Origin of the sequence: Faecalicoccus pleomorphus DSM 20574 (assembly GCF_000420345.1) — a bacterium.
In the GTDB taxonomy this organism is placed as follows: domain Bacteria; phylum Bacillota_I; class Bacilli_A; order Erysipelotrichales; family Erysipelotrichaceae; genus Faecalicoccus; species Faecalicoccus pleomorphus.
The window spans coordinates 1-7,078 of record NZ_ATUT01000035.1; the positions used below are offsets into that span (position 1 = coordinate 1).

A 7,078-nucleotide genomic window follows, 5' to 3' on the forward strand; every position below is an offset into this window, starting at 1 on the left:
TTTTGAGTTGCCAATTAATGTGCTTACGCTCTATCAAAATTAAAAACATCATTTTTAATTCTCTGCATCAACTTTTTAGTTGAACTTAGCGTTATAAAAAAATCCGTATGCAGAAAGTTTTAATTCTTGCTTTCAATAACGGACTGTAAATATACAATTTTTGTATCTTTTCTTTTTAGCTCTCGAATAAGCTGTTCTCTTGTATAAGAATCATAACGATGTGCATCCAATCTTCTTTTTTCAAAGATATATCCTTCCGGTACCTCAAAAACTTTAGGATCCTTATAATAGGCTGTTACCCATTTTTCTACTGTTTTTAAAGGAATATCCATTTCTTTGGCGACCATAGAAGTCGATTCTCTTTTTTTACAGATTCTTACACAAATCTTGTTTTTTAATTCATTTGAATAGGCTCTGACCATGTTATCCCTTTCCTTCTAGTGGGAAAAATATAAAGAACTATATAAGAAGACGAGATGATCGCTTCTGCACCATTGATTTCACATAAAAGCAATTAAAAAAAGAAAGGCCCCTATGCATAGAATTTGGACACTATTTTAAGACGGTAAAGGATCGTTAGGCCTTTCTTTTTTATAGACGTTAACTTAAGATGATTCGGGGAATAGGAGAATCCCTATAAACAATGAAATCAAAATATATGGAGTACCTATACAAAACACAGCAAATTTTTAAAGGATCTCATTGTTTAAATAAGGGTAGTTTATTATATCCTTACCGTCGCAAATAATGACTTGTTTTTAAACGCAGTCAAATTGCGTGTAAATTGTGACTGTATTTAAATATGGGTCATTACATAGGTATCATATCAGATTTATCTGAAAAATTCCATAGCTTTACAATTTTATTTACACATTTGGCAAAGAGGGAATTCCCCTATCAAAAAAAGACGGATATTTCCGTCTTACGCTTTATGTTTTCCCATAGGTAAAACCATGGGACAATGATAATAAGGGTCTTCTATGATCTTACAGTCCAAACCATATACATCCTTGATTAAAGAAGGTGTCAGTATTTCTTCAGGTTTTCCCTTTGCCACCAGACTGCCTTTCTTTAAGGCAAACAGGTGATGACTGTAGCGTGCTGCCAAATTGATATCGTGCAGGACCATGACGATGGTGGTTTGTTTCTTCTGATTTAATTCGTAAAGACGATCCAGAATCTCGATTTGATATTGAATATCTAAAAATGTAGTCGGCTCATCCAAAAATAAGATGTCCGTGTCTTGTGCTAAAGCTAATGCCATCCAGACTCTTTGGCGTTGACCCCCACTTAGAGAATCAACCTGTTTATCCGCAATATCTGTAATATTCATCCACTCCATGGCGGTTGTAATAACCTGCAAGTCCTTAGAATCCAGAGCCTTAAACGCCTGACGATATGGAAATCGTCCACGAGAAACCAAATCAAAAACACTGATTCCTTCCGGAACCTGTGCTGATTGTGGCATCAAGCCCATCCTTGTTGCCAATTCTTTGGATTTATACTTCCAGATTTCTTTTTGATCCAGCAAAACTTGTCCTTTTTGGGGACGAAGAACCTTGCACATATTCTTCAATAAAGTGGATTTGCCACATCCATTGGCTCCTAAAATCACACTGATTTTTCCAAAGGGAATTTGAAGTTCTATGTCTTTTAGCACTTCTTTTTTATCATAGGCAAAGCTCAGTTGCTGAACACGCAATGTATGCATCATCCTCTTCCCCCTTTTTTATTTAATCGCAATAAGGTATAAATCAAGTAAGGTGCTCCCAGCACTCCGGTGATGACACCGACCGGATAGCGTATCGGTAACACATTTTGTGAGATACAATCCGCCAATAAAACAATCAGGCTTCCTACTAAGCCGGCAATCGGTAAGCTATTCTGATTTTGCCGGCTGATTTTTTGGGCAATCGGTCCGGACAAAAAGGCAACGGAAGCAATCGGTCCGGTTGTAGAGGCTGCAACAGCAGCAAGGATTACAGCGCAAACAAAAACAAGCATCTGTATTCTTTTTACATTCACGCCCAAAGGAATAGCCATTTCCTTTGATAGTTTTAGTATTTGCACATGAGGCTGTATCCACATTAATATACCTCCGATCAGCACTACAATCGGCAACAGACGCAAGACTTCATCCATGGAAGAATGATTTAAGCTGCCGGATAGCCATCGCATCGCATTGGAAAGATCATTAGGGGCCGCTTTTAAGATCATATAGGAAATCAAAGCTTGTAAAAAGGCCTGCATTCCTAAACCGACTAAAATCATCTTTGTCAGTTTTGAGTCTGTATTGTTGGCAAACCGATAAATTAAAAACGATGTGAACAAGGCACCCATCACCGATAATATCGAAATGACGATTCCGCTTTTATGTAACACCAGCAGACCAAAAACCGCGAACGAAGCGGCTCCGCTGCTTACTCCCATGATATCCGGACTGGCCAGAGGATTTCGAAACATGGTTTGAAAAGAATGCCCGGCTATACCAAACGCAAAACCACAAAGGATTCCTACAAGTACACGAGGTAATCGAAGCTGCACCACCGCAAAATTATCCTGATGCACTAAGGCTTGTATCACTTCCCAGGGAGAATAAAAGGTATTCCCCCACATGAGTTCCAGACCAGAAAAAAGTATGACCATAAAACTTAGAAGACAAATACAAACCCACATTTGTCTTCTTTGTCGATATGCCAGCTTTTTGATCATAGGCCTTTAACCTTAGCCTTTCTAACGATTCCGATAAATACCGGGGCTCCCAACAATGCACTCACAATTCCTACTTCTAACTGTGATGGCGCAAGAAGCACTCGCCCCAGGATATCCGATACCAACAACAAAATACCACCGCCTACTGCCGAAAAAGGAAGGAGCACAAATAGATTGTTGCCGCATAATAGGCGCATCACATGAGGAATCATTAAACCAACAAACGCAATAGGGCCGGCCAAAGCCGTAACAGAAGCACAAAGGAGAACCCCAGCCAAAGCGGCTATTGCTCTTGTTTTTTGGACTCGAACACCTAGTCCGGTTGCCAGTTCATCTCCTAAAGAAATCATATTTAAAGAATGTGCCAACGCAAAAGACAGAACCATTCCGATTCCAAAACAAAACAAGAGAGAGCGCACGCTTGACCAATCGGCACCACTTATGCTGCCTGTCTGCCAAAATCGAAAAGTATCCATCACTTGTGTATTTGGCATTGTGATCATACTGATAATAGACTGCAGGGCAATCGAAACCGCCGCTCCGGCTAATACTAATTTCAAAGGTGTCGCTCCCATTCCTGAAGATGCGATCCCATAAACCAAAAAGCTAGTCAACAAGGCCCCAAGAAAACCTAAAACAATATAGGGAAAAGGTCCGCTGATATGAAAGAAGGAAATGCCGCAAACTACAAATAAGGCAGCGCCACTGTTCACACCCAAAATACCAGGATCCGCTATCGGATTTCTTGTGATATTCTGCATCAAACAACCGGATACAGCTAAAGAAGCACCGGCCAATACTCCAAAAATCGTTCGCGGCAGTCTTTGTTGAATCACGCTGAATTCAAACGATTCGTTTTGTGTCATAAAAGCTTCCAGTAACGCAGAAAACGAAAAAGATTTTGCCCCAATCGACAAGGATAAAAACATTACAATTGCCAATAGAATCACTAAAAGAACAAACACAAATATTTTGCCTTTTGTCTTCATACTAAATTTGATCTGCTGCCTTTGCCAATTCTTTTAGATAGGCATCGATTGTAGCTTGAATGCTTAAAACCGTTGGTGTAGCCGCACCAGCCAATTCTCCATCATTGTCTAAAACCACTACAGAGCCTCGTTGAATGGCCTTGATCTTTCCAAACAGCGCATCTTTTTGCAATAGATCTAACGTGGTGCTGTCTCCATAAGTCACCAGGATATCCACATCATTTAAAAGATCAGCATATTCGCTGGATAAGGAAATAGAGAAATCATCGGCATCTTTAACTTGATCTTCTAAACTTTTTGGAAAGCTTAGACCTAAATCTGTTAAGTAAGCAGCTCTGGGATCTTTAGGCAAATACACATAGAAGGAACCGGTATCGGAGGCATCTACCCATATAAAAGCAGCACTTTTTCCATCTAACTGGGGATATTCTTTACATTTATCCTGTATCAATTTTTCTGTATCAGCAACCAACTGTTTTCCTTCTGCTTCCATTCCCATCCCTTTCGCATCCAACAATACCTGCTGACGCCAAAGTGTCTGCCAGGGCTTTTCGGGATAAGCAATCACAGGGGCAATCTGCGACAACGTGTCATAATCCTCCTGTGTAAGTCCTGAATACGCCGCAAGGATCACATCTGGATTTGTATCGGCAATGGCCTCAAAATCCAATCCATCTGTATCATCAAATACCACAGGATCGCTCACTCCCAGCTCTTCAAATACTTTTTGTGTCCAGGGATGCAAGCCCTGTTTATTGACAGTACCAAAGTTTGCTCTTGAAACACCAACAGGTACAACACCCAAAGCCAAAGGCACATCTTGATTTCCCCATGAAACCGTAGCGATTCGTTCTGGTTTATGATCTAACACCGTTTGTCCAAAAGCATGTTCAATCGTAATAGGATAACCTGTTGAATCCGACTCTTGTTTATTGGTATCCACTCCACTATCTGTACTACAGGCAGCAAGAACAAAACTTAAGATCACTGCCAGACTTACTTTCCATATTTTTTTCATACAACCTCCTCATTAGTTAGTTCTAGCTAACATAGTGTATCGAAAAAATAGAATGATGTCTAGTAAAATTATAGATTTTGTAGACGATGAACTTTCATCTCTTTGATCGTTTAATCTTTAGAAAATAAAAAAAGGGATTTCTCCCTCATTGATAAACGGTTGGCAATTGTATCACATCGATGTTCTCATTTTCTATCTCGACAATGCTGACAGAACAATTGGGAACCAATGCTTTGGTCAAATTTTTGGTAGCTGCGAGCTGTCGAAACTCTTCTGAATTCTCCTCTAAGAACTGTCGAATGATCGATCCATGACTGACAATTAAAACATCTCCGGTTTCTTTCTTTGAAATCTCTTTGCATGCGCTCAAAAATCGTTGAGCAGCATCATGTCGATTCTCTCCGCCATGCTCGTAGAACACCTCCGGCTTTACGACACCATCCGGGAAAATCGTTTTTGTATATTCTGCCTCGTAATCTCCAAAAAACACTTCTTTAAAGCGTTTATCCTTGTGAATAGGAATATTTCGATCATGAAGTATCAGTTCCAATGTATCCCCTGCTCTTTCACTTCCCGAATAATATCCAGCGGACAAGGAAACCGTATCAAAAAATAAGCGTAGTTTCTTTGCCTGCTCTCTTCCTTTTTCCGTTAAAGGAGAATCACACCATCCCTGAATACGACCTATTACATTAAACCAAGTTTGACCATGTCGAACAATATATAGCTTCATTCACTGCTCCCTTTCTAAAACATTAATAATTTCTTCTCTTTTCGTTCCTAAAACCATTTTATCTTTTATCGTATATTGATAACGAAAACCAAGCTTCTCCTGGACTCTTTGGCTTTGTTTGTTCTCTTTATAGTAACCACAGAAGATACGTGTAAGCCCTAATTGAGAAAAGCCATAAGTCAATAAAGAATTTGCCACTTCCGGCACGATTCCTTGTCCCCAATACGCTTTGCCAATCCAATATCCAAGTTCTGCCTCTTTATCATGCAGTTCCACATTTGCCTGTCCCTGAAACATCAACGAAATACATCCGATGATCTCATTAGTCTCTTTTAGAACAATGGCATAGGTTTCCGGAAAATTAAATACATTTTTAATGATCTCTTTGGATTCTTCTACACTTTGATGAGGCGGCCATCCTGCTCTCGGTCCGATATCCGGATCCTTTGCCAAATCGTATAATCGCAAAGCATCCTCAATCTTCCAGTGTCGTAATAAACATCTTTTTGTTTCCATGTGTTTATTGTACCACAAATTATATTAGTGGATACTAACTGTATGAAATTGCAGTTTTTGTTGGTCTTTGTTAGAATGAAACAGACGTAAGGGAGTAGTTATCTTACAAATAGGTAAGTGGGTAAATCAACATATTGATCGGTTGATCTGGTTTACTGTAAAAAACGAGACTTATGCGATTTTTTCGCATGGGTCTCGTTTCTTTTTGGGAGGACTTATGGATACTTTTACTTTACTTTTAACTGCGGTTTCTCTTGCCATGGATGCAAGTGCCGTTTCTTTAGCCAAAGGCATGGCATTGCCAAGAAAGAGTCTTTTAAAATATGCCTTTATTCTAGCTTTTGCCTTCGGTATCTTCCAAGCTATTATGCCTTGTATCGGTTATTTTGCCGGCAGTCAATTTGCGGTTTTCATATCTAATATCGATCATTGGATAGCTTTTATTCTGTTAGGGATCATTGGCATTAACATGATCAAAGAAGGAAGAGAACAGGAAGAAGAATGTGAAATACTGCACTCCATCCCTTTAAAGACTGTTCTTTTATTAGGAATTGCGACAAGCATTGATGCCTTAGCTATCGGTGTAAGCTTTGCCTTTTTACAGGTACCTATTCTTTGGGCTGCCGCATGGATAGGAATCATCACTTTTTTGCTTTCCTTCTGTTGTGTTTTATTAGGCAAGAAGTTAGGATCGATCTTCCAAAAATACGCTGAATACCTTGGTGGATGCATGTTGATTTTCCTTGGTTTTAAAATCCTCATTGAACATTTATTCTTCTAAAAAAGACAGAGAGTCATAAGGTAGCGTCAAGAATTATGTGTAAAAGTATATCCTTGGTAAAGCAGATTAGCTCTTGAACCAATCTTCTCTAGTTGTTTGTCCAAAACCTCTATGTACGTGATTCATGTTTTTCTCGTTGTAACGATTGAATTGAATCACAAGGTATTTCTCTTCAGATTTTTCCGTTGGAAATTGTTCTTTCTTTTTGAAACTTCGTTTTAATTGTTTATTGTTTCCTTCAATCAGATTTGTTGAATAAATCGTATGCCTAACACTTTCTGGGTAATCATAGAATGTAAACAGATAGTCATTGTTGCTGAGACTTTTCA

The 7,078-nt window shown here is 39.1% G+C and carries 9 protein-coding genes; 1 reads left to right on the forward strand and 8 read right to left on the reverse strand.

Translation table 11 applies throughout. The features are described from left to right. Window positions 1–119: 119 nt before the first annotated feature. The 7 genes from G413_RS11870 to G413_RS12140 form a co-directional block, all read right to left on the reverse strand. On the reverse strand, window positions 120–422 hold the full coding sequence (locus tag G413_RS11870) for a hypothetical protein (protein ID WP_022790776.1): 303 nt from the start codon (window positions 420–422) through the stop codon (window positions 120–122). 500 nt (window positions 423–922) lie between these two features. Next, window positions 923–1,714: an ABC transporter ATP-binding protein gene (locus G413_RS0110285; RefSeq protein ID WP_022790777.1), complete on the reverse strand. Its 792-nt coding sequence runs from the start codon at window positions 1,712–1,714 to the stop codon at window positions 923–925. Beyond that, window positions 1,711–2,712, reverse strand: a complete 1,002-nt coding sequence (locus tag G413_RS0110290; protein ID WP_022790778.1) for a FecCD family ABC transporter permease — start codon at window positions 2,710–2,712, stop codon at window positions 1,711–1,713. The genes G413_RS0110285 and G413_RS0110290 overlap by 4 nt, the downstream gene beginning before the upstream one ends. Continuing rightward, complete coding sequence (locus G413_RS0110295; protein ID WP_022790779.1) at window positions 2,709–3,701, reverse strand: FecCD family ABC transporter permease; 993 nt, start codon at window positions 3,699–3,701, stop codon at window positions 2,709–2,711. Before G413_RS0110295 ends, G413_RS0110290 begins: the two co-directional genes overlap by 4 nt. Window position 3,702: 1 nt before the next feature. After that, entirely contained in the window at window positions 3,703–4,719 is a 1,017-nt protein-coding gene (locus tag G413_RS0110300) for an iron-siderophore ABC transporter substrate-binding protein (protein ID WP_022790780.1), read from the reverse strand. Between the two features lie 145 nt (window positions 4,720–4,864). Further along, window positions 4,865–5,452, reverse strand: coding sequence for a histidine phosphatase family protein (locus G413_RS12135; protein WP_051130188.1), 588 nt, complete (start codon window positions 5,450–5,452; stop codon window positions 4,865–4,867). Beyond that, complete coding sequence (locus G413_RS12140) at window positions 5,453–5,968, reverse strand: GNAT family N-acetyltransferase (RefSeq protein ID WP_027969184.1); 516 nt, start codon at window positions 5,966–5,968, stop codon at window positions 5,453–5,455. It lies immediately after the preceding gene. A 217-nt stretch (window positions 5,969–6,185) separates the two neighbouring features. Between G413_RS12140 and G413_RS0110315 the strand changes: the two genes are divergently transcribed. Continuing rightward, complete coding sequence (locus G413_RS0110315; protein WP_022790781.1) at window positions 6,186–6,749, forward strand: manganese efflux pump MntP; 564 nt, start codon at window positions 6,186–6,188, stop codon at window positions 6,747–6,749. A gap of 66 nt (window positions 6,750–6,815) precedes the next feature. Here G413_RS0110315 and G413_RS0110320 read toward each other — a convergent pair. Next, window positions 6,816–7,078: transposase (locus G413_RS0110320; protein WP_022790782.1), on the reverse strand; the 263-nt coding region annotated here is incomplete at its 5' end.